At 48.3% G+C, this 24,656-nt stretch carries 24 protein-coding genes; 22 read left to right on the top strand and 2 right to left on the bottom strand.

Going from position 1 to position 24,656, the window contains the following annotated elements; genetic code table 11:
• Nucleotides 1-1,272, bottom strand: a 1,272-nt coding sequence (locus tag HX778_RS18620) for a PrgH/EprH family type III secretion apparatus protein (RefSeq protein WP_255483434.1), incomplete at its 3' end; no start/stop codon positions are given.
• 456 nt (nucleotides 1,273-1,728) lie between these two features.
• Between HX778_RS18620 and HX778_RS18615 the strand changes: the two genes are divergently transcribed.
• The 22 genes from HX778_RS18615 to HX778_RS25330 all read left to right on the top strand — a co-directional run bounded on the left by HX778_RS18615 (nucleotide 1,729) and on the right by HX778_RS25330 (nucleotide 24,064).
• Nucleotides 1,729-2,559, top strand: a complete 831-nt coding sequence (locus tag HX778_RS18615; protein WP_255483433.1) for a helix-turn-helix domain-containing protein — start codon at nucleotides 1,729-1,731, stop codon at nucleotides 2,557-2,559.
• Nucleotides 2,552-4,333 (top strand): type III secretion system outer membrane ring subunit SctC, encoded by a 1,782-nt coding sequence (sctC, locus tag HX778_RS18610; protein ID WP_038482304.1) that lies wholly within the window; start codon nucleotides 2,552-2,554, stop codon nucleotides 4,331-4,333. The genes HX778_RS18615 and sctC overlap by 8 nt, the downstream gene beginning before the upstream one ends.
• 14 nt (nucleotides 4,334-4,347) lie before the next feature.
• Nucleotides 4,348-5,469, top strand: coding sequence for a type III secretion system gatekeeper subunit SctW (sctW, locus tag HX778_RS18605; protein WP_176982748.1), 1,122 nt, complete (start codon nucleotides 4,348-4,350; stop codon nucleotides 5,467-5,469).
• Nucleotides 5,470-5,516: 47 nt separating this feature from the next.
• Nucleotides 5,517-7,568 carry an EscV/YscV/HrcV family type III secretion system export apparatus protein gene (locus tag HX778_RS18600; RefSeq protein ID WP_038482310.1) on the top strand — a complete coding sequence of 684 codons (2,052 nt, stop codon included), beginning with the start codon at nucleotides 5,517-5,519 and terminating at the stop codon, nucleotides 7,566-7,568.
• Between the two features lie 12 nt (nucleotides 7,569-7,580).
• A complete protein-coding gene (locus HX778_RS18595; protein ID WP_038482313.1) occupies nucleotides 7,581-7,988 on the top strand; it encodes a surface presentation of antigens, secretory protein invB in 408 nt (135 codons plus the stop codon).
• Between the two features lie 17 nt (nucleotides 7,989-8,005).
• The gene (sctN, locus tag HX778_RS18590) at nucleotides 8,006-9,301 is read left to right on the top strand and encodes a type III secretion system ATPase SctN (protein ID WP_176982747.1); all 1,296 of its coding nucleotides are present in this window, start codon (nucleotides 8,006-8,008) and stop codon (nucleotides 9,299-9,301) included.
• Entirely contained in the window at nucleotides 9,285-9,746 is a 462-nt protein-coding gene (locus HX778_RS18585; RefSeq protein WP_038482320.1) for a hypothetical protein, read from the top strand. Before sctN ends, HX778_RS18585 begins: the two co-directional genes overlap by 17 nt.
• Complete coding sequence (locus HX778_RS18580) at nucleotides 9,727-10,737, top strand: type III secretion system needle length determinant, SpaN/EivJ family (protein ID WP_176982746.1); 1,011 nt, start codon at nucleotides 9,727-9,729, stop codon at nucleotides 10,735-10,737. Before HX778_RS18585 ends, HX778_RS18580 begins: the two co-directional genes overlap by 20 nt.
• Complete coding sequence (locus HX778_RS18575) at nucleotides 10,734-11,657, top strand: FliM/FliN family flagellar motor switch protein (protein ID WP_176982745.1); 924 nt, start codon at nucleotides 10,734-10,736, stop codon at nucleotides 11,655-11,657. The genes HX778_RS18580 and HX778_RS18575 overlap by 4 nt, the downstream gene beginning before the upstream one ends.
• On the top strand, nucleotides 11,647-12,318 hold the full coding sequence (locus HX778_RS18570; RefSeq protein WP_038482329.1) for an EscR/YscR/HrcR family type III secretion system export apparatus protein: 672 nt from the start codon (nucleotides 11,647-11,649) through the stop codon (nucleotides 12,316-12,318). Before HX778_RS18575 ends, HX778_RS18570 begins: the two co-directional genes overlap by 11 nt.
• Nucleotides 12,315-12,569, top strand: coding sequence for a type III secretion system export apparatus subunit SctS (gene sctS / locus HX778_RS18565; protein ID WP_006820278.1), 255 nt, complete (start codon nucleotides 12,315-12,317; stop codon nucleotides 12,567-12,569). Before HX778_RS18570 ends, sctS begins: the two co-directional genes overlap by 4 nt.
• A 12-nt stretch (nucleotides 12,570-12,581) precedes the next feature.
• A complete protein-coding gene (gene sctT, locus HX778_RS18560) occupies nucleotides 12,582-13,346 on the top strand; it encodes a type III secretion system export apparatus subunit SctT (protein WP_038482334.1) in 765 nt (254 codons plus the stop codon).
• Between the two features lie 12 nt (nucleotides 13,347-13,358).
• The gene (locus HX778_RS18555) at nucleotides 13,359-14,471 is read left to right on the top strand and encodes an EscU/YscU/HrcU family type III secretion system export apparatus switch protein (RefSeq protein WP_038482336.1); all 1,113 of its coding nucleotides are present in this window, start codon (nucleotides 13,359-13,361) and stop codon (nucleotides 14,469-14,471) included.
• Nucleotides 14,472-14,603: 132 nt separating this feature from the next.
• On the top strand, nucleotides 14,604-15,155 hold the full coding sequence (gene sicA / locus HX778_RS18550) for a type III secretion system translocator chaperone SicA (protein WP_038482340.1): 552 nt from the start codon (nucleotides 14,604-14,606) through the stop codon (nucleotides 15,153-15,155).
• Nucleotides 15,156-15,238: 83 nt separating this feature from the next.
• Complete coding sequence (gene sctE / locus HX778_RS18545) at nucleotides 15,239-17,209, top strand: type III secretion system translocon subunit SctE (protein WP_176982744.1); 1,971 nt, start codon at nucleotides 15,239-15,241, stop codon at nucleotides 17,207-17,209.
• A gap of 49 nt (nucleotides 17,210-17,258) precedes the next feature.
• Nucleotides 17,259-18,503: a type III secretion system protein gene (locus HX778_RS18540; protein WP_176982743.1), complete on the top strand. Its 1,245-nt coding sequence runs from the start codon at nucleotides 17,259-17,261 to the stop codon at nucleotides 18,501-18,503.
• Between the two features lie 63 nt (nucleotides 18,504-18,566).
• Nucleotides 18,567-19,673 carry an IpaD/SipD/SspD family type III secretion system needle tip protein gene (locus HX778_RS18535; protein WP_176982742.1) on the top strand — a complete coding sequence of 369 codons (1,107 nt, stop codon included), beginning with the start codon at nucleotides 18,567-18,569 and terminating at the stop codon, nucleotides 19,671-19,673.
• 20 nt (nucleotides 19,674-19,693) lie between these two features.
• Nucleotides 19,694-20,161, top strand: a complete 468-nt coding sequence (locus HX778_RS18530) for a hypothetical protein (RefSeq protein ID WP_176982741.1) — start codon at nucleotides 19,694-19,696, stop codon at nucleotides 20,159-20,161.
• Between the two features lie 21 nt (nucleotides 20,162-20,182).
• Nucleotides 20,183-22,264 carry a hypothetical protein gene (locus tag HX778_RS18525; RefSeq protein ID WP_176982740.1) on the top strand — a complete coding sequence of 694 codons (2,082 nt, stop codon included), beginning with the start codon at nucleotides 20,183-20,185 and terminating at the stop codon, nucleotides 22,262-22,264.
• A 10-nt stretch (nucleotides 22,265-22,274) separates the two neighbouring features.
• The gene (locus HX778_RS18520) at nucleotides 22,275-22,523 is read left to right on the top strand and encodes an acyl carrier protein (protein WP_038482350.1); all 249 of its coding nucleotides are present in this window, start codon (nucleotides 22,275-22,277) and stop codon (nucleotides 22,521-22,523) included.
• Between the two features lie 65 nt (nucleotides 22,524-22,588).
• Entirely contained in the window at nucleotides 22,589-23,488 is a 900-nt protein-coding gene (locus HX778_RS18515; protein ID WP_176982739.1) for a hypothetical protein, read from the top strand.
• Nucleotides 23,489-23,569: 81 nt separating this feature from the next.
• Nucleotides 23,570-24,064, top strand: a complete 495-nt coding sequence (locus tag HX778_RS25330) for a LuxR C-terminal-related transcriptional regulator (protein ID WP_176982738.1) — start codon at nucleotides 23,570-23,572, stop codon at nucleotides 24,062-24,064.
• Nucleotides 24,065-24,231: 167 nt separating this feature from the next.
• Here the strand turns inward: HX778_RS25330 and HX778_RS18505 are convergent.
• Nucleotides 24,232-24,656: hypothetical protein (locus tag HX778_RS18505; protein WP_218167197.1), on the bottom strand; the 425-nt coding region annotated here is incomplete at its 5' end.

The following is a 24,656-nucleotide window of genomic DNA, read 5'->3' as shown; positions in this document are numbered from 1 at the left end:
GGGACTTGTTCGCACCTTCCTTAGGGGAAAGTACCAATGACGAGGGTTCAAAAACAGATAGCCATTAGAAGAGTCAATATATGACTTATCCTGTAACCAGTTTTCGTCGAGATTAATTGAAAAATTAATCACGCGGTTTCCCCATTGGTGATTGAACTGTTTAATGAAATGCTGCAAAGAACGTAGAGCGCTGTCGCTCAGGGCATCACGAACCACCAAAGCATAACCGCTAGTGGAATTGATTTGGCGGTAGTAAATGTGCAAACGATCCAGGCCCTGACGAGCTTCCTGTAATAACTGAGCTTTAGTTTTTACCAGGACTTTGATGTCGAGAGCAAAAGGGATTTTTTGTAAAACAATAGCCTTGAAGTTTTTTTCTTCCTGTAGGGTTAATCCTCTGTAAAGTGCAATTGTCGGGTGCTGAGGTTTGGAATAGTCAATTTGTAAAACGGGGTAACCCGCATTCGCCAGCTGCGTAATGACTTCATTTCTTTGCTGCGTTAACCAAACAGGAACCACGCTGTCCTTGCCCTGCAATTTGAAGAGTGCTTCCCGCGTCCATTCCATTGCCTGAAAGTTCTGAATAAGAACGTAGATAAGATTATTATCACGGCCACGAACAATATCCACAGGCATCGGTGCGCCCGCCAGTGCTTCATTTAATGTTAAAACCTGGCGATCGCTTTCCAGTTTTTTATACCAGATAACGCCTGCGGTAATCACAAGGAGTAAGAGAATAATTGAACCGAAAACAAGAGCATGATTTTTTTTTGCATTAAACTCTTCCAGCTTTTCCTGTTCGCTGAATTCAGCATCGAGGGTCGGGGGAAGATTGAAGTTTTTAATATCTTCAGGCCACTCATCTTCGCTACGTTTGATGGCAAAGCGGATGTGCTCATGCACGAAAACTTCATTTTCCTTTAGCAGCGCCGGGTAGCTTCTATCGACCCCCTGTACTTCAAGACGATATCCTTCTTCCGATTCTTCATCCTGGAAAAGAGCCGACAAACGCAAGATAATGTTGGGTGACGGCATATCACAGGGTAGGTAAAGCGTATTCTGCGTGTAGGCTGCGGCATGCTCTCCGGGCGACATCGTTCCCGTGGCGTTATCCTGGAGTGCAAGCCCCGGGTTGATGATGAGAAAGTAATCGTCTGCTGGAAGGTGGAGTTCACAGCCAAACATGGGTCCAAACAGCACCTTCAGGGTGAATTTTTTCAGTGCCTCTGGGACAGGCATATCATCGTTTAATTCGTTCATGTCGCTGTTCATAGAAAGGGCCATTAATAATGTAAAACAAGCAATCGTACGAGCATGACTCGTGTGATTTTATTTTAATCTGCACTACAACTTCCTAATGCTAAGCCGTTCCATTTAATAGAAACGATTTGAAAAGCAATGAAGTGCCTCGCGAATGAAAAACATTATTCCATAGCGATGGGTTTATTTGACAGTATATGGATAACACACATCCGTTCAGGTGACGCACTGTAGCGCTACTAATTATTAAACTCAATGTTGTTTGTTGATTTTTTGTTGAAGATTTCTTTATGGTGTTTATTCTTTTTTTATCTCTTTCGACTTGCGTTGACGAGCAAGAATTTTCTGATAAATTCACCGGCACTTAGAGGCGCTGTATTAGAGTGCTTAAATATTATTTCTAAACACAAACTGAGGTAAGAGAAAACTATGCTAGTTAGCAATGCTCAATGCCATCAGAAAAACATAATGCGGCAACGCGTAAATGATAGCGCAAATGCGGAAATGCCGCTTTACGTGAGTGACGCATGTATCGATTTAAATAACGGCGTGTTGTTTGCTCGACCGCTAAATAGTGAGTCCATTATGAGCGTATCTCCCTCAGGTGAACTGAGGGAGAACTATGACGATCGTCTGAATAATATTCTTCAACCCATTGTGCTATCGACCCTGGATAACATGGAGATTGCATTCCGGGGTGACTGGATGGTTGAAATACTGTCGATGTCACAGGCCACCACGCTGTTTTCATTCCTGGATTATCAGGCTAAATCTCGCAGCGTTATCACCGAGGCGCGCGTGGGGGAGACGAATACTTCGTTACTGATGCATACCGAGCGGAATCTGGCAATTTTAGTGGGCGATGAATGCAAATCGCTGATGGGGATGTTGATTTTTACATTATTAAAGCCCCAGGATCGCCGCCTGGAAAATCTCTTTTCGTTTGTCAGGAATGTCGAAAGCTATTGGATTGCCCATTTCCTGTTATCTCAGGTAATGAATGAAGATAAAGAGAGTGACAGTCATAAGATTGGTAATGCCAGTAAGATCTACGGCGTATCTGAATCCTATTTCAGGAAGCTTTGCCACCATGCTTTTACCCGGGGGCCAAAAAAACAGTTACGCCTTTGGCGAGCGGCGCACAGTGCCCTGCAGTTGATTGAAAAAGATCACTCAATTGCGGCTATCGCAGGAAATAACGGCTATGCGTCGTCGTCTCATTTTTCGAGTGAAATAAAATCACTGTTTGGCATTACGCCGAGGGAGTTTAAAAAATTGGAAGGCTTGCTTCATGAATAAGATGGTTGCGAAATTGCCGGTCCGCTATCTGCCGTATTTATTGCTGGGAGTATTGAGCTGTAATTCGGCGGTCGGCGCATTGTTGGATACCCAGGATTACTCGGGTGGCCCAGTCGATGTCCGTAACGGTTCGCGGGATGACGAAAATACCTATGTCGCCAGTAATAACAGCGTTCAACAGCTATTTTTTGTGATCGGTGGCGCGCTGAATAAACCTTTTGTTGTCAGTACGGAGGCGGCCAAAAAGCGGGTTTCAGGGAATTTCGATCTTAGTAAGCCGAAGGCGCTGTTAAATACCTTAGCGTCACGTACCGGGCTTATCTGGTATGACGATGGCAGCTCCGTGTACGTTTACGATGCCAGCGAAATCAAAAGCAGCATTGTGCGCTTGTCCTATGCGCCGTTTGACCGGCTGGTTGCATTTATCAAGTCGTCAGGGCTGTACGACGCTCGTTTCCCGCTGCGTTCAGACGGACGTTCTGGCTCTTTTTATGTCTCAGGGCCGCCGGTCTATGTCGAACTTATCGCGGCGGCTGCAAAGTATATTGATGCAACCTATGCCCGTCCCGGCACGGGTGAAAACACGATCCGCGTGATCAAGCTTAAAAACACTTTTGTGAACGATCGCACTTTTACCCAGCGCGACAGCCCTATCACCGTGCCGGGCGTTGCGACGGTGCTGAACCAGCTGCTGAATAATTCAGGCGATAGCCGTGGCGGACGTTCAGCCCCGGCCGGGGCGAACATCACCGTAGATAATGATACGCGAGGCGCGCTTGAGGCCGCTTCGGCCACACAAAAGGGAAATTTTCCGCCGTTGCCTTCATTTAATTCGGGGTCATCGGCGAAGCGGGAGTACGAGTCAGATTCCCTCGGCCAATCGTCGATCAATATTGTCGGCTATTCGGATACCAACAGCTTGCTCATTCAGGGTTCCGAAAGGCAGGTGAGTTTTGTTGAGGATTTAGTCAGCGCAATTGATGTCCCTAAACAGCAGATACAGCTGTCGCTGTGGATCATTGATATTTCGAAGGATGATATTAACGAGCTGGGGATTCGCTGGCAGGGTGCGGCAAAAATAGGCAATACCGGGGTGACTTTTAATACCAGTTCGCTGACTCCGGAAAACAGCATTCATTTTCTGGCGGACGTATCCGCACTTGCGCAAAAAGGCAATGCGCAGGTGGTTTCACGTCCGGAGATCCTGACTCAGGAAAATGTTCCGGCGCTATTTGATAATAACAGCAGCTTTTACGCCAAGCTGGTAGGTGAGCGTAACTCCTCACTCGAAAAGATTACCTACGGCACCATGATTAGCGTATTGCCGCGTCTGGCGCAGCGCCAGCAGGAGATTGAGATGATCCTGAATATTCAGGATGGCGGCCTGCCTCTCAACTCTGAGGGTAAAACCGAAAACGTCGACAGCCTGCCAATGGTGAATAACACCCAGATAAGTACCGAGGCGCGCGTGCCCGTGGGATATAGCCTGTTGGTCGGTGGCTACAGCCGCAACCAGGATGAACATCACAGCGTGGGCATCCCGCTCCTGCGCGACATTCCTGTGTTGGGCAAGCTGTTTGATTACAGCTATACCAGCCACAAGAAAATGGTTCGCTTATTCCTCATTCAGCCAGGTTTACTGGCAAGCGGCGAAACCTGGCAGGGTCGGGGACCGGAGGAAAATAACCCCGTGCTGGGCCGAACATGGGTGGGGAACGAGGTCACGTTGAAATCGACGGTCTCCATGTTACGTGAAACGATGAAAAACAATTAAGGACCAGGTGAGTTATGGACATTCGTTCTGTTGCTGGCGTTGACTTTAATCGCATTGAACCGCAAATCCCGGAAAATCGTAGCGCCGCAGGCCAGCCCGTATTTGATGCGGGCGAAGAAGCTCTGCCTGTTAATTTGCAGGAAGAGATGAGTAATGCCGCAGAGGAAATGGCCGATCTCCTCAGCGCATTTGGTCGCTTTAGCAAAGCCGGGCGTAAAAACGACAGCACAGATAACGATTTTGTCTCCTCTATGCTTGAGGATCTGGCAGATGAAAAGCTGGACACATTAATTAAGCATGTGGCCAAACTGCGTGATCTCAATAACCTATTGAACTTCGCCCGCCAGCTTTTCCCGAATGACAGCGATTTAATGCTCGCGCTGCGTGAAATGCTGTTGAGCCGCCAGCTGTCTGAACTTCAGAAGAAGAAAATCAAAGAAGCGATCGCCGATTTAGAAAAATTTGGCGACACCAAAAAAATGCAGTCAGGAATGAACGTAGGTCGCCTGGCAAAACGGTTCAGTGACGGTAGCGGTGACAGACCGCTGTCGGCAAAGGACCTGCGCAATAGCTATCTTAATTTTCTTGAACTAGAGATGCCCGCAGGCTTTATCTACAAAGACTGGATTGATGTTTACGGTTATCAGAACAGAACGCGTTTATTGGCCTTCACGCTGTCGGCGCTGATTGCTGATATGAAGGCCAATGAACCCGGTATTCATTCTTCTGAATTTGGCCCACTCAGCGCAAAACTCTCCGATGCACGCCTGCTCCACACGCTGGACCAGCTGCTAAATGAAAGTTTTGCTAAGTTCCCATTTCGGGGACAGATGAGAAACAATCAGCTGATGCTGGGCGAGGCGGATATTGTAGGGCTTTATATAGCGGGCCTGGTGGATACTGACGACTTTAAATTGACGTTAAAAGAGTTCAGTAAAAACTTTATGTCATTGCTGCTGCTCAAGCAGCGGTCGATGGTCATTCAAGAACTGCGCAATGTTTATAATATGACGCCTGAGTTTCTCTTCGTCGATACGCTATATCGGGAAGTTATTGTCAATCATCTGGCTGCTTTGCTGCGTAAAATGCTCGAAAAAGAGAAAAATACCGGCATCTGGAATGAATATTACAAATAGTCGCAGGCAAACTAGTTTGTCTGCCATGGATAGATGTGCAACTACTCATGCTTAGAAGATTTATTCTCGAAATTCGTAACAGGCCAGAGCTTATTATCTTAACGATAATGGTTATGGTCGTAGTGATGTTGATTATCCCGTTGCCGACATACCTGGTTGATTTCCTTATTGGACTTAACCTGACGATGGCACTGCTGATTTTTTTGGGTTCTTTTTATATTACAAGGATTTTGGATTTTTCGACTTTTCCATCAATTTTGCTCATTAGTACGATATTCCGTCTGGCAATCTCTATCAGCACCAGTCGTCTGGTGCTGGCGGATGCCGACGCCGGGGAAATTATTGCCAGCTTCGGGGAGTTCGTCATTGCGGATAACCTGGTGGTGGGCTTTGTTATCTTCTTTATCGTGACTATCGTGCAGTTTATCGTCATCACCAAAGGGTCGGAGCGCATCGCGGAAGTGGCTGCTCGCTTCTCTTTAGATGCCATGCCGGGCAAACAGATGAGCATTGATGCTGACCTCAAGGCAGGGGTTATCGATGAAAAAGAAGTCAAGCGTCGCCGCAGCGATCTTGAAGCTGAAAGCCAGTTATACGGCGCGCTTGATGGTGCGATGAAGTTTATTAAGGGCGACGCCATCGCGGGGATCATTATAATCTTCGTGAACTTATTGGGTGGAATAGCGGTAGGCACATTACAGCACGGCATGGATTTATCTCATGCGATGTCTGTGTTTACTTTATTGACCATCGGTGATGCTCTGGTTGCACAAATTCCGGCGCTGTTAATCTCCATAAGCGGCGGCCTGATCGTCACCCGCGTAAATAACAGTGAGAATACGAACCTCGGCGCAAAAATCTTGCAGGATATGTTTCATAATAAATTTATCCTGCTTGTTACGGCCGTATTGGCTATTGCTCTGGGGCTATTGCCGGGCTTTCCGTTGCCGGTCTTCGTTCTGCTGGCAGCTTTACTATTAGGCATATTCATCAAGGATAAGCTTGATGCTAAAAAAGGTAAAAAGCCGACAGTTAATTCTGTAGAGGAAGATGAAGAACCGGTACTGAGAAGCAAACCGGTGATGATCGACGGGGAGTATATTCCAGAAACGATTCCGCTCATCATTACCGCCTGGAAAGGCTACGAGGACTATTTCCAGGAGCATAATTTGTGCTCATTGCTCAAACGTAATTTCTTTATTGAGTACGGCGTTCGTCTGCCGGAAGTGGTGATGAACTACGACCAGCAAATGGTGCGCGGCAAGCTAACGGTTGCAATCAATGAAATTCAGGTTGCCACGTATGACATTTTACCGGGCATGTGCAAAGTGCTGATGCGTGGTGACGAGCTGCAGGTTATTGACTCTACCGTGCAGGCGGTAGAAACGGCTCAGGGTTTCGCTTATTGGATACCTGAAGAACGGAGTGAAACCGCCTTACAGCTTGGTTTTTATTCAAGAATGGCGATCGATGAGTTCTATGCCTGCGTCTCAACGTTGCTGGTGCACAATATTTCCGAGTTCTTCGGCATTCAGGAGGCCAAAACGCTGCTTGACGATTTGGAGAAAAAATATCCTGAGTTACTCAAAGAGTGTTATCGAAATAATACCGTGCAGCGTATTACCGAAGTTTTCCAGCGGCTATTACAGGAGCGTATTTCTATCCGCAATATGCGTTTGATTCTTGAGGCCTTAGTTCAATGGGCGCCTAAGGAAAAGGACCCTATTATGCTGGTGGAGCACGTTCGCAGCGTGTTATCACGTTATATCTCTAACCGCTTTGCGGCCAACGGGCAGATTCGTACCCTGGTTATGTCGCACGATATGGAAAGCCTGGTTCGTGGTGGAATTCGCCAAACTTCTGGCGGGACATTTATCAATCTGCCGCCACCGGAAACTGAAAGTATTATCAGAAGCCTCGAGCAGTGCATTAGCAGCAATGGCGCTAACGCTCGCGATATTATTTTGATGGTGTCACTGGATATTCGTCGCTTTGTGAAAAAAATCATTGAAGGAAGCTATCCGGAAATGGAAGTGCTCTCTTATGGCGATGTTGCATCCGGCGTGGATGTTGATGTCATTGGTTCGTTAGAAAATTAATTGAGGTAATAAATGAAATACGACGTTGTTGCACTGCTTTCCACCATGCTTAACGATGCCGGGATGGCTGATATTCTGGATAGCGATCTGAGCAACCACTCAACCATCTCTCTGAATATGAAAGATGATATTCCAACTATTCACGTCAGAAGTGAAGATGATGAGGTATGGGTGTGGGCGAAAATTGTTGAGCAGGCTCCAGCCTCTTTAAGCTATTGCAGCGCGAGCCTTTTGCCGCTGATGCTTAATCATAACGAAGAGTATTTTTACACCGGACAGCCGTGTTTATACCCTGTTGACGGGAATATTGAACTGCGTGCTCAGGTGAAAGAAAAATACCTGCAGGCGCCGGATGATTTTTTATCGATGCTGGATAACTACCTGAGTATTTTGCAGGAATACCGCGCTGTTCTGGTTTAATTACTGAGGTTCACACAATGGTAGCCCAATGCCTGGTTCATCTGGCACACCCGTTACGTATTCAGGGAAATGTGATTGAAGCGCATTTGCCGGGGACGCGCATCGGTGAGATATGCGAGATTCAGAAATCATTACTTGAACCCGAAGTGCTGGGGACGGCCCAGGTGATTGGGTTCAATAAGGAGCATACGTTACTGAGCTTGCTTAATGATAATCAGGGCTTTTCACGCAGCAATGTCCTGCTGCCGACCGGCAAGCCTTTTCGTATCGATGTTCATAAAAATATCGCCGGGGCAATCATTGACGCAACCGGTACTGTTCGCGGGCGCCTGGACAACGCCGTACAGCAGAGTTTGACCGGTGCGCAAAGCCTGGAGGCCTGCGGGGCGCCTAAAGATTTTACCCAGCGTAAGCCTATCGATGAATCTCTGGCGACCGGCGTCAGGGCAATTGATGGCCTGCTGACCTGCGGCCAGGGGCAGCGTATGGGGATTTTTGCGGCGGCGGGCTGCGGCAAAACCTCTTTGATGAGCATGATCGTTGAACATTCCGAAGCGGATATCTACGTCATCGGGCTTATTGGCGAACGTGGACGTGAAGTCACCGAGTTTGTTGAAGAGCTGAAGCGTTCGTCGCGCTGTTCACAGATCGTGCTGGTTTACGCAACGTCAGATCGTTCCTGCGTTGAGCGCTACAACGCGGCGCAAATTGCCACGACGATAGCCGAGTTCTTTAGCGAGCAGGGTAAAAACGTACTTTTGTTTATAGACTCGATAACCCGCTATGCGCGAGCGCTGCGTGATGTGGCGCTAAGTATGGGAGAGCTGCCCGCCCGAAGAGGCTACCCGGCATCCGTATTTGAGGCCTTGCCGAAATTACTGGAGCGGCCAGGACGGTTTTTAACCGGTTCCATCACCGCCTTTTATACGGTGCTGATTGAAAATGAGGAAGAGTCGGATGTCATTGGCGATGAAGTTCGCTCGATTCTTGACGGGCATATTTATCTCAGCAAAACGCTCGCTGCGAAGGGACACTATCCGGCGATTGATATTATGCAGAGCATTAGCCGAGTATTTTTACAGGTAACCGACCCGGAACACCGTCAGCTAGCAAAACGCTTTCGTGAATATCTGGTACGTCAAAAAGAGATGCAGCTCTATCTGGATCTCGGCGAATATCGACGCGGTGAGAATCCGGAAAACGATGCCGCTTTTGATCGCAAAAACCAGATGGAAGCTTTTCTCCAACAAAGCATGGACGAAAAAACCGACATGCAGGCCTGTCTGGAAAGGTTATATGGAAGCGTGGCGTAAAGGGCGCGAATTTGTCTCCCTGCTAGAGCGCAAACAACAAATTCTGCAGGGCGATATCGTAAAAACGGAAAACCGGTTAACGGAAATAAGGCTGACAATTGCAGAGCATCAGCAGGAATGCGCGGATATCAACCAGCAGATAAAAATGTTAACCCCTTCCGGCTTACACAGCCGTGCGGATATTTATAAGGGAATAAGACAGCAGGGGGCTTTATTGACTCACCAGCAGTTGGTTCTTCATAAAATAAATCAGCTGGAAAATGAAAAATATAATCTGGAGAACAACCTTGAACAGCATCGCGTCGCAATGAGCCTGCTCGATAAAAAGCACTACAAGCTTTCCTATTATTTGCAGCCGCTGCGCCGCGAATATATACGTCGCTGCGACAATAATGCAGAAAACGAAATTCAGGAGATTGCGGGTTATGGTAGAAAAAGTTTCTGAAGTCAGTATGAGCGTTGCGATGAAGGGGGATTCAACGCCGGATGACAACGCGCTGTTAAAACATATTGCGAAAAAGAAAAAGCAGGCTGAGGGCGGTGAGAATATTTCGCTGGCCGCCATGCTACCGCCGGGGGCGCTGGTTCGGTTAACAACGCCCTTAGCGCAGGGGGGAGGCCTGCAGAAAACCGAAAAGCAGGCGGCAAAAGAAGTCGCTGCCGCCTCTTTGGGCCTTGCCGCCGATGCACGTCAGACGAAGAAGGGCGATGGCCTGCGTCGGCAGGTGGCGTTGGCCGTTGCTGGCCAGATGGCTACGCCGAACGCAGGCAAAAACTCCGTCGTCGTCCAAAAAGGTGAGGTCACCGGCCCGTTAAGCAGCAAGGCTGCGGCGAGCGCATCCAGACCCGAGGGGCAATCCACCACGCCTGTCGCCGTAAACGTTGCAACAAAACTTCATCAATCCACCACGGCTCAGCACCCTCAGGCTGCGGCCGTAGTAAACCCGGGCATCGTCACTACATCTGCCCCGGAGGCTGAAGCGGGCCGCCAGGACAAGCCGTTACGAATAAAGGAAGATTCTGGCGAAGCAAGGCCGCTTTGGCAGGGGGCGAAGCAGCCGGAGAACTTGGTGCCAAAGCAGGGCGAAACAGCGGCACAAAGCAGAAATAGCCCCGCAACGCTCCAGCAGCTGAAGACTCAGGCGGGTTTGGAAAGCGGGGTGAAAGGCGGAAACGAAGGCCAGACGCTCGAAGTGAACTACCAGTTTCAACGCTGGTCCGGCGACCATTCGGTCAGAATTTCGGTGCCAACCGAAGCACGCCGGGAAGGGAATGTCACTTTGCTTCCTTCCGACGCTCGTGCAGCGGATGTGCTGCTCCGCAATATGGGCCATTTGACGAGTCTCAGCCCCGACCTCCTACGCCCACAGCAGGATCGAGATGAACAGCAACAGCAGCGGCGGCAGCAGCAACAGCAGGATGAGGATCAGGAATGAGTTTGAGAGGTCATTTACGCAAGCTTGACGGCCGCCAGCTGGCGCTTGAGCTGTTGCGTAACCATCACCCCGGCAGCGAGATCGCTGAGTTTAGCGGGCAGGAGCGCTACCTGCAGGTGCAGCTTGAGGATAAGCAGGGCAGCCGGGCGCAGGCCTGGCTTAGCGTTGACGCCTGGCTCGAATATATGGATGCCCACCTGCCCGATATCCCCTGGTCGGAGGTTCCCCTCAACTATCTGACGCGCTGGTTAAACCATCTCGAACTGAGCTTTTTGGTCGAGGAGCAGGTGTGGGAGGCGGTACAGATTGCGCTACCCGCCGGCGCCCTGCCGGAAAAGGCGCTTGCGATCCCCGCAGAGCCTTGCCAACTGCTGTGTCTTGACTGGCCACAGAGCGGGGGCCGCGTATTGCATGTCCCGGCCATCTCTGCCAATCAGGTGCCTTTCCAGCTGAACTACGTGTTGGGATTCAGCCAGCTCTCCCTTGCCCAGTTAGCAGACGTGGCTGCAGGGGATTTGCTGCTGATAAAACAGAAATTGCCCCACCTGGCGGTAGGCGATCGCCGACTTTTTAAACTGAGTTATTACCCCGATCGGGAGGTTATTGTGGAAGAGCAGTTAGAAGAGCAGTACCAGGAATATTATGAAGATGAGGTTTTGCACGACTGGACAAGCCTGCCCGTCAATATTGAATTTGTGCTGGAAGGCCGGGCGGTGACCCTGGCGGAATTAGATACAATAACGCCGGGCACGTCATTGGCGCTGACCCCAGAAGCGGAACAGAATATTAAAATCTACCTCAACAAAAAGCTATTTGCCCGCGGTGAGCTGGTAGCTCTGGAGAACGGATCTCTGGCGGTGGAGGTTAATCACGTGAACCCGACTCTGCCAGGTAACAGGGTACAGCCTGATGTTGAGTAATGATATTTCTTTAATTGCGTTATTGTCGTTTTTCACCTTATTGCCTTTTATTATTGCCGGGGGAACCTGCTTTATTAAGTTCTCCATTGTGCTGGTGATGGTGCGCAATGCCCTCGGGATCCAACAGGTACCTTCGACCTTAACCTTAAATGGTGTAGCGCTTATTTTAAGCGCTTTTGTCATGATGCCGGTGTGTCAGAAAATTTCCGGCTATATAGAAGAAAACCATATCGACTTCAATGACAGCAGTTCGGTAACGCAACTTATGGATCAGGGATTGGGAAGTTACCGGGCGTATCTGGTGAATTATTCCGATCATGACTTAATCCGCTTTTTTAATAAAGTACAGCAGCAAAGAACCGGTGAGCCGGAGCCTGAAGTGGAAGACCATGAATTAACGGACCTGCCGCTCATGACCCTGATGCCAGCCTATGCGCTAAGCGAAATTCAAAGCGCATTTAAAATTGCGTTTTATCTTTACGTCCCGTTTGTGGTCATCGATATGGTGGTTTCCAGCATCCTGCTGGCGTTGGGGATGATGATGATGAGCCCGGTGACCATTTCGATTCCTATTAAGCTCATTCTGTTCGTGTCAATGAACGGTTGGAGTTTGTTAACCAAAGGACTGATCGCCCAGTACGCCGATCTGATGACATCATGAGTAATGTATTATTTATTGGTAATTCCGCGCTGCTCGTTGTGCTGAAGCTAACGGCGGTACCTATCGCCTTTGCTACCATCGTTGGCATTATCGTTGGCCTGTTTCAGACCATCATGCAAATTCAGGAACAAACGCTGCCTTTTGGGTTAAAAATGCTGGCGGTGTTTGCCAGCATTTTTATGCTGATGGAGTGGTTTTCAGCCGAAATGATGAATTTCGCCACTCAGGCTTTTTATATGGCTTTTCGTTAAAACGGAAAATATATGCTGTTTGTGGCGTTCTATCTTAATTTTCAGCACAGCGTGCTGACTTTTGTCATCGTTTACGCGCGGTTGGCAATCGTCTTTTATATGCTTCCGGTACTGGGCGAACGGGTTCTATCAAATCTGATTATTAAAAACACGATTATCTCTCTGACGATTATTGGTCTTTGGCCCTGCTTTGAAACAGTAGTAAGCCCGGAGCAGGGCTGGCTTATTATTATAATTAAAGAATGTATTATCGGGTTAATTTTAGCGTTTACGCTGTGTATGCCTTTCTGGGTAGTCATCGGCCTCGGTGAAATTCTTGATAACCAACGCGGCGCGACCATCAGTGACAGTATCGACCCGGTTAACGGGGTGCAAAGCTCGATATTATCAGGTTTTCTAAACTTTGCTTTCGGTGCTATTTTTTTTGCCAGCGGAGGCATGCGGCTACTTATGGAAGTGATGGTGCAAAGCTATCAAATGCTTCCACGAGGGAGTTCCTTAGAAGGTGTTCACTGGGAACAGGCCGGACACCTGCTGGTGGTATTGATGCAAAACAGCATTCTCCTTGCTGCGCCGGTGATGTTAGTGATGATGATCGCCGAAATGTTGCTCGGCGTGTTTGCGCGTTATTGCCCGCAGCTCAACCCTTTTTCACTGTCTCTAACCATTAAAAGCTTTATCGCCTTCGCAGTTTTCCTTTTCTACGGCTTTCACTCGCTGTCTGAGAAACCGCTGCACATGTTCTCGCTTTCAGGTTTTCAGCAATTCCTTCCCTGAGGAAATATTTCTATGGCAGAAAAAACAGAGCAGCCTACCAGTAAAAAGCGCAGGGACTCGTCTAAAAAGGGCCAGACGTTTAAAAGTAAGGATCTTATTACCACGGTGATACTGCTTGCCGGGATCTTTTACCTGGCCTATGGCATGAGTTTCAGTGACTTCACTCAATTTTACTCCATGACCCTGCTGTACAGCACCCAGATTGGAATAAATGATTTCCTCATGGGCTTAATGCGTATTTTCTTTCTGCTTAGCCTGCCATTTATTGCGCTCTGTGCACTTGTGGGTATGGCCGCAACCTTGCTGCAGACTGGGTTTTCTATCGCAACCGAAGCCATCAAGCTAAATTTCAAAGCGCTAAACCCGGTGGAAGGGGTAAAAAAGATCTTCAGCATGCGCACGGTAAAAGAGCTGGTGAAATCAGTTTGCTATCTCATTGTATTTGCAGTGACCTGCTATAGCCTGATTCACAACGACCTTCGCCAGGCATTAACGCTTTATCGGACCGATATAGCCGGGCTTATTGCTTGTTGGGTTTCGCTGACGCTGAAGGCCGTGCTGGTGTTTATCGGCTGGTCTGTTTTTGTGCTGATTGCAGATTTTATTGTTGAATATTTTCTCCATTTCAAAGATCTCAAAATGGATAAACATGAGGTCAAACAGGAGCGTAAAGAGAGCGACGGCAATCCACAGATTAAAAGTGCCAGACGGCGAGCGCACCAGGAGATACTTTCCGGGGAGGAAATGGCGGCGGTCAGAAATTCCGAGGTAGTGATGGCGAACCCAACGCATATCGCGATGGCGATCTATTTTAACCCGGAAGTGGCATCGCTGCCCTTTATTGCCCTGCGTTGCACCAACATGAAAGCCAAAGCGGCGATTGCCTATGCGGAAAAAATCGGCGTGCCGGTAGTACGCAATATTCCGCTTACCCGCAGGCTGTATCGCACCTACAGCCAGTACAGCTTCATTTCGCTAAATGATGATGTGCTGATTGACGTTATGGACATTCTTATCTGGCTGCGTCAGGTCGAAGCCGCGGGCATGACCCAAATGGCGGTGGCCGACGTGGAGGCCGAATCTACATTACCGGAAAGTCAGCAACCGCCAACGGACCAATCGTAGCAGACACCTGTGCGGTTTTTTTGTATTAACTACCGGGGCACAACAGTATGATGACTATATCTTCTTCACTGTTCGCCTTTGGGTTAATTGGCTGTTTTTAGATGTTAACAAATAATAAGGAAAGAGGCTGCAATGGCTAATAAAAATATGTTGGATTTACTCAGCGACGAAGAAGAATTTAAAAGTGATGAGCAACTCGATGCTTATGCTGAAAGCCTGCTGGATGCCATTCAAAACGGGGCGACGCTTAAGGATGTCTATGCCGTACCTAATGACACCATGCAGGACGTTTATAAGCTGGCTTACGATTTTTATCATCATGGAAAGTTGGACGATGCAGAGTCTTTGTTCCGTTTTCTGTGCATTTATGATTTCTATAACCCTGAATATGCAATGGGTCTTGCGGCGGTCTATCAGCTTAAAAAGAATTATGCCAAAGCTATCGAATTTTATGCACTTGCTTATTCCTTATCTAAAGAAGACTTCAGGCCAATGTTTTATGCCGGTCAATGTAACCTGATGCTGCGACAGAGTGTACAGGCTCGTAAATGCTTCGATATTGTTATTAGCAGGTGTAAAGACGCGTTATTAAGTGAAAAGGCGAAAGCCTACATTTCCGCGCTTAATAAAATAAATAATGACAAGACCGATACTCCTGAAGAGGAGAAACTTAATGAGGAATAATAATGGAGATAATCAGGCAGGTGGCGCGGCCAGTCATTCTGGAGCAAGCGACCCAAGAGCCGGTAGACCAACATCAGGCGGGGATGGAAGCCGGCGATGTTGAGTTAAAAAAACAAACCACACAGGCAAAACGCCTCGGCAATGCGGAGTTAAAGAGTCATCCGCAGCTGAATTCTGTTAAGGGTGCGCTGCAAACCCTGCAGCCCGATCAACTGCTCAAACTGTTGAAATCGACTATCAATACCGTCAACGGGAATACCCCCAGGACGAACTTAGATAACCAGGACATTCCTCAGCTTAAATCTCCGGTGAGCCGCGAGCCCGCCACGGCAAAAAGCGGCAGCGAAGCGAAGCTTTCTGCTTCGGCCTGGGCGACGGCATTGCTCGGGAAAGTCATGCAGCTCACGAATGAAACGTCGATGAATAACCTGCTCGCTCAGCTGCAGGGCATCAACGCCATGATGGATGGTGCCGCGAATGCCTATTCCGAGATGGCAGCCCAGTTAGAGCAGCAGGGGACGCAGTGGGCCAGCGATGCTGATGCGCTTAAAGCTGCGCAACAGCAGGCGGATGCGCTTTCACAGGATGTTGGAAAGGCCCAATCTGCGCTTGATGACGCGCAACGAAAATTAGCCGCGCTTGAGGCCGAAGCCGCTAAACAAGACCCGGTTTCTGAAGAACTGCAGGGTAAAATTGATGCTGCTAAAACGGCGGTGAACGCTGCGCAGGCTAACCTCACCCAGGCCACAACCACCTATAACAACTTTGCTAATAAGACGTTGAATCCTGCAATAGCTGCGGAGAAAAGCTCCCGTTCGGCATTAGATGCGACGCAGGCTAAGTCGCAGAAAATGGTTGATTCGTTCAGCCCGCAACAGCAAAGCACCATTGAACAGCGGCGTAAGGAGGCAGATGCAGAGTCTAAAACCCTGACGTTCCTCATGGCCCTGATGGCGCAGCTGATTAACAAAAGTTCCAGCGACGATCTTCAGGCGTCCGCGGAGCTGAAGCAGAAATTGGCGGAAGCGGCGGCCAAGGATGCGGAGAAAAAGGCCAAGGAATACGAAGAGGAAGTGCGTAAAGCTGAAGAAATGCAGAAGACGATGGGCTGCATTGGCAAGGTTTTGGGCTGGATTGTCACGGCGGTAAGCTTTGCCGCTGCGGCATTCACCGGTGGCGCTTCTTTGGCACTGGCGGCCGTTGGGCTAGCGCTGGCCATTGGTGATGAGATAAGCCAGGCCGTGACCGGCCGTTCGTTTATGGCCGATGCGATGCAGCCGCTGATGGATGCGATCGTGAAACCGCTGATGGAGATGATGGGCAAAATATTCTCAGCCATTCTTCAATCCTTCGGGGTCGATAAAGACACGGCAGATATGGTGGGACAAATCCTCGGCGCGATCGCGGCGGCGGCGGTACTTGTCGCCGGTGTAATGGTGGCGGGTAGCGTGATGAGCAAAGTTTTTGGCACGGTGATGAAAAAGATTGGTGTCGACGTGGCAGAAGAAGCCAGCAAGACGATGGCCAAAAATGTTGCTGTTGAAGTGGAAAAAGAGGTCGTTAAGGACGTCACCAAAAACGTGGTGCGCACCGCGGTGAAGGAAGTTGCGGAAGAGGTAGCGCAAGAAGTGGCTGAAAAAGCCACAAAATCGACCATGCAAAAATTGATGGACAGTGCCATCGGCCAGGTTATTAAGCGGCTAAGCAAAGGTTTTGGCCGTTCATTGGGTGCGGACGAGCTGCAAATGGCCAAGGTGTCTAATTACAGCCAGAAGGCTGTGGTGGGTCTGAGTGTGGTCAATACCTCAAGCCAGGCGGCTGTCGGGATTGTTGCGGCCAGTATGCTGCTGGAAGCGTCGAAGATCAGAGCTGAAATGATGAAGGACGCAGCGCTTCAGGATTTACTTAACGAAATGATGAATCGCGCCATCGATAGCTTTACCCATCGAATGGAATCGGTCAGTGAGATTGTGCGCAATATCTCAACGGTTGCGGAAAACCAGGCGCAGGCCGGTAAATATATTACTAAACAGATGAGTGCAGTTGCCGGATAAACGGCGGGACTATTATTACCCGCAATAATATAAAGGAGTTTTATTAATTATGTCCGATCCAATTATTGGTACTGGTGCGTCAGAACGTTATTTACGCGTGCAGGACGTTCAGACCGAAACAAAAAGTGTTGTTATTCAGGAAGAGAAAAGAAATGTCCTGGACATGTCCGATCTCGCCAAAAAAGAGGGCATGCTGTCGTTGATGATGGAAAAACAGAGTCTGCGTACCGATACGACTCAGGCATCATCTGCGGCACAGAAACGCAAAGGGGGAGATATTGAAACTGATACCCCGGCTAAAACGGTGAAATTATCCGTCGCAGGGGAAGGGGATGCAAATAAAGCAGAGCGCCTGGCAGCCTCCGTGCCTGGCGTATTAACGTCACAGATCAATATTACGCAGCCAAATAATAAATCGGCAGATATCGGTAAAAGTGACAGTCAGTCAACCGTAAGCAACGCTTCGTCTTCCGCTGGTCAAGCTCGTTCGCAGCCCGCTGTTGAAGGCGGTACTGATATCACCGCCGCAGATGCCGCGGGACCACGGTTCATCAACGTTGTGGGTTCCATGAAGCAGCTCGAGGTGAGCAATACCATCACCACCGTAATGCTAAATGCTGAACGAGATGCCAACAAAGCGGCGGCGGCGGCAACAAACCGCAGCGTAGATGCGGCGGCTCGCGCAGGTAATAAAACCATTGAGGCTGCTCGACAGAATCTCAACGGGGCAATCACCTCCGGTGCGCTGGGTATTGCAGGCCAGGGAGCGACGACCGCGACCCAGATGAAGGCGCTAAATAAAGAAGGCACTTCCATCACCAAGAATCTGAAACCGGCCCGCAACCTTGAGCTTGGCGTTCGCGAGCATCAGACCGCGATTAAGAGTGGCAAAGATAGCATGGTTCATCAGAACAAAAAGCTGTCTGGCGATGTTGAGGCCACCATGACACATCCGCAGGCTGCTGATATGCACGCCAGCTCGCTTAAGCGCGATACCCACAATTCGGTACAGCTTGCGACGCAGAAGAGCCGTGTTACCGCCGAGTACGCTAACCAGGGCATTCGTTCCGGGCAGGGGGCTGTTGAAGGGGCATTTGGCGTATCAGCCGCTGAGAAGCAGAAAGAGGCAGAGCTGGCCCGCGCCGACCGCGATGTTAACAACGAACTGGCCAATACCCAAAGTCAAACGGCCAAGAAGGCCGCAGAGACAAATGCGGCCATCCGGAGTATGACCGACACCATACTCAACGCTAATAACAGCGCGGTATCTTCCATCGCGGAACGTACACGCTAAATCTGAAGAATAAGCAACGTATGCAGGGATACCCGGCATACGTTGCTCAAAAGGAATATCGCCATGCTTAACGTAAATAATGCTCTACCCAACCCCGTTAGTTACTATCCCGCTGATACCAACGCTACCCAGGCTGCGCCGATGGCTGAAACTCACGCAGGTTCAACTTCGGAACTGAACACGAAACTAATAAAAGAGCTTATTGCCCAGTTGGACACCCCTAATAAGGCAGATAAGTTTGATGAAATTAGGGCACTGCTTGGTCAGTATGGTTTGGATACCAGCGGCGAAGATTTTAATAACAGCAAACTGCTTGCCGCATTAGAGCGTCTCAAAACGGCCAATGACGGCGCACAACCGTCAGATGACGTTGCAGATATGGTCGCCAATCAGAAACAGCTTGTAAAGAGTAGCGCTCAGGCGTTATCGGATATCCAACGCGAGATCGTTACAAATCGTACTAAGGCGAACTATTCGTTAAGTCAGTTTTCGGCTGAGAAACAAAGAGCGGCGCAGGAACCTGCACCGGAGCCAAAGAGCGGTGATGACGAAATTTCCACCCACACCAGCTATGCCGAGCTGTGGGCCAGAATGGCCCTCGCTATTAAAGAAATTAAAGGCGATTACGTAGATTTCTATGCCGATTTGATGCAGAAGTATACGGAAATGTACGAAGCTTATAATACGCACGTGCAGGGGGCGGCATCCAAAGCCGTTTCCACAGGTGATGACGGTAATAATGTTAAGTTCGATACCACCGTCATGAAAAAAGGGTATGACGACTTCAGGAAAGAAGTTAACGGTATCGACCTGGGCAGTGTAAAAAACTGGGATAAAATGACGCCGGAAGAGCGTAAAAGTATGGAAACCACGCTTGCGCCTGCCTTTAAAGTAAACAATAGCGGTGAAATCGAATTCAACCTCGATCAGTATAGCGCCGCACCTAATTATCCATCAGGTATTAGCGGTGGCAAAGTTTCTACGGCCAGCTACCAGGCGTGGCTTGCCTCCTTTAATGCAGGCGGCAGCGCCCTGCAAAGTAATATGCAGGCTTTTGCCCAACGGTATAGCCAGGCAAACAGCACCTTCGATAATTTGAATAAAGTATTGAGTGGTGCGATCGCGTCCCTTGCGGAAAGTGCAAAAGACGTTCTTAAAGCCTTAGGTTAAAAATTTACTGAGTGGGTTATATGGACGACATCTACAGGTTCGCATCGCAAGAAAGTTTAAGACAAGATATTTATCTGACTCAGGGAGTAAATGAAACCTATGGTGCATTCGCCTGCCGCGTTTCCGGCTTGCAGGTTAGGTTTGCGGAACCAGACACTTTTTTAAGACGTATGAACAGTGTGTCGTCTAACAGCTCGCAGGGGAGTTTTAAAGACCATTTTGGCTATGCTTCTGCATTAGAAGAACATCATTCATTGCCCGGTGAAGGGGTTTGTGCCGCACAACGTTATTATTTTCATATGCGAGCAGATACCCTAAAACAAGCGTCTTCGCACAATAATGACCGTGCCGATCAAGATTTAATCGAGCAGCCTCAAATACAAAGTCGCTCTCGAGAAACGAGTGATGAGCCAAAAAAAACGGTCATTCAGCGGCTGTTAAATTTCCTAACCCGGTGCTTTATGCCCTGTATCAAAGTCAAAACATAGGACAGTTGAGGAGCTATTATTATGCTTGGATCTATTAATGGTGCAGTCAGACAGGATATTCAATCTATCCATGCCAGAGGCATGGATAGCTCTGCATGCGCGACCGACAGACCCGCTTTTATCAATCTGATTGCAGAAGGTAGAAACGATCCGATAGCCCTATTTAGACAACACCCGCATCAGACCGTTAATGCAAAACAGCTTGTTTTGCATGAGGCGCAAAAAAACCTTCCCGCCGATTTCCTTCAAAAGGATTTAAGCCCAGAAGGAAATAAGATCAGAACGCTTATCGGTGTTATCTATAAGGATGTGCAGGATAGCGGTAATGCAGACGATATAGCCAAACTTGATAAAGTTTGTAAGAAACTTGCCGAAGCTAACGGCAATGAAAATAAAGAGCAGAAGGTAACAAAGGAACTCTCAGGCCTGGTTTCAAAATACAGCGAGGGTGCTTTTGAAAAGGTCATCAACAAGTATATTGAACACTGTATGGAAGCCTGGGAAGATCATCACCAGGCGAGGTCAGTGGATACTCACGACAAGGCCATCTTCAAGCAATGTCTGGATGTTTGCAAATCTACGCTGAAGCACGACGTGGAAGGTCTGACACAGCCCGATCAGCCATGGGAAACGATGGCCCAGAAGCTGAACTTTTTCGTCAATGACTGTGCCGCTATTTCGAAAACGCTGACATTTTATGATGCGGAACCGGTGACCCCTGCACCACAAGGCCCGGAGACGCTGAATCCTAACCCCGACGGTGGTGCAGATAACCAACGAGTATTTATTCCAACCGGGCCAGGGCAGGGCGGCATTACCCTGAATATCACCAGCCAGGGGGGGAGTGTTGGCGATATTACCCATTCAGTTGGTGCGGCGAATACCGCGCCCGCGGACTCTAATTCTGCGATTGTTAAGCACATTCTCGATTCAGGTCTTACCAATATTGAAAAGGTGGGTCTCATTAAAGACCTGTTTAATGCTGGCATTGGAGGCGGGAGCAACTTCCTTGGAAATCTGACTGGCGTACAGGGCTACAGGCAAGAGCCAGCTGTCGACACTCCGCAGCAAAACGTTGCCAGGCGGGAAATTGAAACCCAGACACCAACGCGTGAATTAAAGAGCATCGCTACTCAAACTGAGGGTGCGACTGAAACGGAAACTGTTAACGATGCGAGCCCAGGTCCTGAGCCCAAAGTTCAGCAACAGCCAACCATTGTGGTTGAACAAAACAGGCTGAAGACGGCGTTCGGCGGCGAGGCGTCCAAAATGCAGCATGCGCAAAATTTGGAAGCGGACAACGTCGATGGCGTCGTGCTGCGCGAGAAAAATGAGCCATCCGGCCGCACTTCTTTATCAAGCGGTGATTTTATTTACACCACCACGCGCAACATCGATCCGTTGAATCGCAGAACTTCAACGCCGAAGCATTTTATACCCCTTGGGCCAGAGACTACACCTGAGCGGGCAAGCGCAAAAGTCGTAACGCTGGCGGATAAGTTTGAAGCTTTGAATCAAAGGGCTCCTTCAGCCTTCGCTCACCTGGATAAAAACGGTGCCGTGGCGTCTGAAGAAGAAAAGGCAAAACTAACAGCGGATCATGACGTTGAGAAGAACTTAACGGATAGCCTGATAAGGCCTGAACCTGAACCCCCACTAAATCCTCAGGTGCGCAGTGACGGTTCGGCGGCTAACAGGGCACCCGCAGGTGTCAAAACTGCCAATCCAGGCATGGATTCAACTGATGGCGGAATGCTTCGCAAGCATGGTGAAGAGGTTAGCCGTAAATCTGCAGCTGATGGTTTCCAGCCAACGCGAATTAATGCTGCCGCCGTAAATATGCCCGGGAATAGGTTTAGCAACGAGTATGTTTACACAACGGTACGCACTGTGAATTCATGGAACAGGGAGCCGAAGCCGGTGAGTTTCGTTCCTAAGGGTTCCCAATCTGACTTAGCCGAACTGGATGCGGTGATTTCGAAGTTAAGGCCAAGAGATCAATCTGAATTCGATGCTCTGGAAAATAAGAGTGTTGAGCAGGACAAAGAAAAACTTCCTTTTCAGGAAAAGTTAGCGGAGTTCATAAGCCGACGCGAGCAATAGGTTATTAACCATGAATGAAACAGTGATTGATAAAACGGTAGCTTCGCTGGTGGCTAATCTCATTTATCAGGTCAACGGCGTTCTACCAGGAAATATTAAACTGGAGGATAGTTTAATTACCGACCTGGCAATGGACTCCGTTGAGCTTATAGACCTCCTGATGCGGCTCGAAGAGATAGGTGTAACGATACCGGAGTCCGATATCAGTAGCAGCTTAACCGTTGCGGATATTATCCAGCGCGTGCAGGAAAGTGCATAACGCAGTTCGTTCAATGTCGCCTGAACATGGGGAGTGCGACAGTAAATTAATAAGGAAACTATGTAATGATTACAATGCCGATTCCGCCTGCTGAAGTGTACCAGGCGATGGCCAGCGCCAGTGCCAAAGCCGCCACGGCCGCAGGGAATGCCATGAATAGTGTCCAGCAGGGATTTCTTTCTTGCGTGACAAAAGTATACAACTCGCTGGTAGCGATGAAAGATGCGGTCATTGCAGGTTTCCATCGCCTTAGTGAGAGGATGAGTCCCTCGGCTACTGACGCTCCTGCGTCAACATCTCCTGTGTCAACGCCGCCTGTGGCTACGCTTAATCCTATCTCGGGAGCCGACACGAGGATATTCTGTCAGGAGTTAGTGCGGAAAATGAAAGCTGACCCTGGCTCTATAAATGGTATGTTTCGACAGAGTCCAGCGATCAAACTTAGCGAATTTAATCAGCGTTTGACCGACCAGACTGCATTTCTGGAGGCGATCAAAAGTGATGAAGTTAACAATGTTGAAGCAGGTTTTTTGATTAAGCAATGGATGGGGCAAACGCTGGCGGATAATAAATTTTCTCCTGAAGAGCGCAGGGCGCTGATGGCCAGCAAGGATAATAAAGCCGAAGTGAATAAAATTTTTGAAAGTAAATTTAATTCAGCTGATGCTAACGGCCGGGAGAATAAAGATAAATTTATTTCGCTACTTTCTGTCATGCGTTCATATAAAGAAATATCTTTAGCAAACATCAATATGGAGAGCCGTCAACACGACCCTAGCGTTGTTGGGATTATGGGTATCGCACAAACATTTGATTTGGATGTAAATCTAATGCTTGCCACAACCCCTGCAGAGATTGCGATGCGTAACAAAGAAAAAGATGAGGCATTGACGGCATTTACGGCGCTGTTGGACCATTGCCCTCCGGGCGTGCCGCCGAAACCGGTCTTTATGCGCGCCAACTAATCCCCCCGCTCTGTCAGCATACTCAAGGCCTGCTTAGCAGGCCTTTTAATTAAATATTTCAGCTTGAGAACGGATGGTGTTGTGCAGATTTATTCCTGCGATAATTATTTTATTCTTGGTGTACGTTCATTAATTGAAAAACTTGATATCAGTAATTCCTCCGGAATGATAGTTTTTGATGCGGGCAGCGAGTACGTCTATATTTTCCATGGTGATAAATTACGCCATGCAGATATCAATAATTCATTCAGCGCTCTGGTATATTGCAGCCATGCCTTTTTAAGCAAAAATGCTACTCTCAACGCATATGCCAGTCGCCTTCAAGCGAGTCCTGAAAAGGACTTCGATGACGAGACAATGGCTATTTTGACCCGCAGAGAAGAGATGATAATTAAGGCGTTATACAAAGTCTCTAACCGTAAGCATCTTGCCGAGATGTTTAGCATCAGCGAAAAGACCGTTAGCACGCATACGAGAAGAGGGTTACATAAGCTAGGCGTGAAAAATACCAATACGCTACACCGTATTCTTCAAGCCTGGCAGGCTGTATTACCGGCAATTCTTCCGGACTCGTAATTGTAAAATCCGTCGCATTCATAAAAAAATCCACGCCGGGGCGTGGATTATTTATATATATTATTGCTGCAAGCAATAACTTTTCTTCATGATCATACCATCATTTGATATATATTTGATTTTAAGGTTTTTTATGGATGAAGATATGAGGTTTTCATGGGGGCAATTTAAAGCCCTGCTTTTGATAGTGTTTTGATATTTATTTTTCTTGTGGGGCTATCTTTCCCAAGCATATCATCCAGTTGTGCAATGCATGAATGATATTCTTTCTTGATTTCATTTGGAATGTATCTGAACCCACCTTTAATATAGTCGGAGATTATGTTTTTTTTCACTTCATCGTCAATAAATTCTAATGTATCACGCTTAAATACAAGTCCGAAATCTATGGGTTCCACGGTGCCTATTGACGTTTTCAAAAAGTTAGATGGTTTTGCATCACCCATAAAAAATCCATTTTTAAATAGATCGTTGACGCCTGTTAGTGTGTCCTGGAAATTTGGAGTCTTGCCGTTGATGAATGGCATTTCAATACGTTTTTCTACTATAGTGGCTGGTTTTTTAAAACTCTGTATTTTTATATGATATTCAT

Source organism: Cedecea sp. P7760 (genome assembly GCF_013386425.1).
GTDB classification, from domain to species: Bacteria; Pseudomonadota; Gammaproteobacteria; order Enterobacterales; family Enterobacteriaceae; genus Cedecea; species Cedecea selenatireducens.
The sequence above is the reverse complement of the archived record's forward strand: the minus strand, read 5'-3'. Positions and strand labels throughout refer to the sequence as shown.